Raw genomic sequence first — 3,027 nt, forward strand, 5'->3', positions numbered from 1 at the left:
TAGCATCGATCCAGCAGTATGCAGCACTTCCAGAAATTCCGGCGCGGCAGCAACCAGGCGGGCGTTGGCTTCTATCTCACCGACGTCGCCCCAGGACTTGGTTTGATAAACCGCTGTAGCTATGGTCGTGCCGCCAGCCAACATTGGAAGCCTGGTTTCTACCCCGGTGGAATTTTCACCGACGTAATCCGCTGACCAATCCGCGACATCACCTAGCCAGCCTTCCTCATTCTCGGATTGCCACGGCCCCGGCGTGCGTTTTTCTTATGTCGTGATTCATCCTCCTTGCTGTTGCCACGAACATAACCCAGTATTCAATCTCTTCGTCAATCTTTAGATTGCACTCTGTGCAATAAATGTTCGACGCCCCCCCCGGCCCCTCATTTTTGCTCCGCACTCGCCCCACCCACCCCATGGATGCCCCTTTCTTGGTCGCGTAGCGAGCGAAGGAGCGCGATAGGGATCGAAACCGGATGGCCGAGACGCAACGCGGGGTCGGGGCGCAGCCTGAGAGTCCGGCCTGGTAGGGGTCGCCCAACCCCAGATTTTCTTGCGCAGACGTTGGGCCGGCCCATTAGGATTGCCCACCCTGACACCAACCCCGCCTTCAAAAATCCTCCTCGCCCGGATATGATCCAACCAACGCGTTACGAGGCGCGTCCGGTCCGCGGGGAAGGCCTGAGGCCACTCGGCAGAACAATCGAACAGTCGAAACGAACCTTCTTCGACCTGTCACCGCGGACAACTGGGTCACCCGAAGAAGTGTTCGAAGTGCAACTCCCTGCGCGCCCCAATCTCGACCAGCTCCGGAACCAGGCCAAGGATCTCCTGAAGGCCCGCGCCTCCGGCGAGCCGGACGCCCTGAAGCGATTCGAAGAGCATTCAGCCGAGCAGACCCTCAGCGGCGCACAGTTCGTGATCGCCCGCGAGTACGGATTCGCCGGATGGCCGGCCCTCAAGACACATGTCGAGTCGCTGACGCCCGACGACCCCGAAAAGTTGATGCGGGCCATCGAGTCCGACGACGTCGACGGGGTCCGCCTGATGCTCAAGCGATCCCCTTCGCTCAGGAAGCGGATCAACGACCCGCTCGGTTCGTTCGACTCGCCGCCCCTGAACAGCGTCCAGAGCGCGGCGATGATCGACGCGCTGGTCGAAGCCGGGGCCGATCTGAACGGCAAGAGCGCCTGGTGGGCAGGCGGATTTGGTGTGACCCATCTGACGAGCCCTGAGCTGGCCGCCTACGCCGTCGAGCGCGGAGCCGAGCTGGATATCCACGCCGCCGCCCGCCTCGGGCGGCTCGACCGCGTGCGCGAGCTGATCGAGCGCAATCCTGACCTCGTCCATGCTCGGGGCGGCGACGGCCAGACGCCGCTCCACTTCGCGAAGACAGTTGAAATCACCGAGTACCTGCTCGATCACGGTGCCGACATCGACGCGAAGGATGTCGATCACGAATCGACCCCGGCCCAGTATATGCTCGGCGACCGGCCGGACGTGGCCCGTTACCTCGTCGAACGGGGCTGCAAGACCGACATCCTCATGGCCTCGGCCATCGGCGACCTAGAGCGGGTTCGGGCGTTCCTCGACGCTGACCCCGCATCGATCCGCGTGCGCGGCAACGCCCGGTTCTTTCCGATGGCCAATCCGCACGCCGGGGGAACAATCTATCAATGGTCCCTCGGCTCCAATGCTTCGACGTATCAGGCGGCCGAGAAATACGGCCATCAGGACGTCATCCGTCTGCTCCTGGACCGCAGCTCGACCGTTGAAAGGCTGATCGCCCTCTGCTGGCTGCACGATGCGACCGGGGTGACGGACCTGCTGGCCGCCAATCCGGGCCTTGCCGTGTCGGCCGACGACCGGTCCGAAGTCGCCAGGGCCGCCACGCGAAATGACACGGAAGCCGTACGCCTGATGCTCCAGGCCGGGCTGCCGGTTAACGCTCGCGGTCAGCACGGGGCCACGCCGATTCACTGGGCGGCTTTCCACGGCAACCTCGCCATGATTCAGGCCATTCTGCCGTTTGGTCCGCCGCTGGAGGACGCGGAGAACGACTACAAGTCCAGACCGCTCGGATGGGCGACCTATGGCTCTGAGCATGGCTGGTATTCCGGCTCGGGCGATTACGTCGGAACGGTAGAGGCGCTGCTTGCGGCCGGGTCAAAGCTGCCCGCGAAGGTGAGCGGTTCCGAGGTGGTTCAGGCAGTCTTGCGGAGGCATGGGGCGACGGGGTGAGGGATCGGGAGCGCTCAGGTTGCGGCCTGTGGACCGGCCCGGAGGGTTGGGGCGAAATTACTGTACGCCTGTTGACTTCGTGCCGATAACTGGTTCCAATCCTCGAATCCGGGTCGGCCCCTCGCTACGTTCCGTCGGAGAACCCCAAATGCCTAAAGTGGTCGTCCGTTCCTTTGCATGTTCTCTGGACGGCTTCGGAGCTGGCCTCCACCAAACCCAGTCCGAGCCCTTCGGCAAGAACGCCTTCCAGATCATGAATTGGTTCAAGTCCACCCGGACCTTCAAGGCCATGGTCGGCGGCGAGGGTGGCAGCACGGGGCTGGACGATGCTTACGCGTCCAAGGCCTTCGAGGGCATCGGCACCTCCATCATGGGCCGCAATATGTTCAGCCCCCTTCGCGGCCCCTGGGAGAACGGAGAATGGAAGGGCTGGTGGGGCGACAATCCTCCCTTCAAGCACCCGGTCTTCGTGTTGACGCACCACCCGCGGCCCGCGCTCGAGTTCGCGAACGGCACCTCCTTCCACTTCGTGAGCGGCTCGCCGGAAGAGGTCCTGAAACAAGCCCAGGCCGCGGCCGGGGATATGGACGTCAAGGTCAACGGCGGCACCGCCACGGTCCGCGCCTTCTGGAAAGCCAGGCTCCTTGACGAGCTGCACCTGGTCATGGCGCCGGTCTTCGTAGGCGAAGGCGAGCGGCTGCTGGGCGGGCTTGGTGTGGAGGAGGAATACGAGGTGGCGGGCTTCGAGGCCTCCGAAGCGGCCGTGCATTACCGGATCGCCAAGAAACG

2 protein-coding genes are annotated in these 3,027 nt (G+C 63.7%); both read left to right on the forward strand.

What is annotated here, in order from left to right; translation table 11 throughout:
* Positions 1–771 precede the first annotated feature (771 nt).
* The gene (locus G6O68_RS31470; protein ID WP_165253661.1) at positions 772–2,238 is read left to right on the forward strand and encodes an ankyrin repeat domain-containing protein; all 1,467 of its coding nucleotides are present in this window, start codon (positions 772–774) and stop codon (positions 2,236–2,238) included.
* Positions 2,239–2,386: 148 nt separating this feature from the next.
* On the forward strand, positions 2,387–3,027 hold a 641-nt coding region (locus G6O68_RS31475; protein ID WP_165253663.1), incomplete at its 3' end, for a dihydrofolate reductase family protein.

It is taken from the genome of Paludisphaera soli, assembly GCF_011064595.1.
Lineage (GTDB): Bacteria > Planctomycetota > Planctomycetia > Isosphaerales > Isosphaeraceae > Paludisphaera > Paludisphaera soli.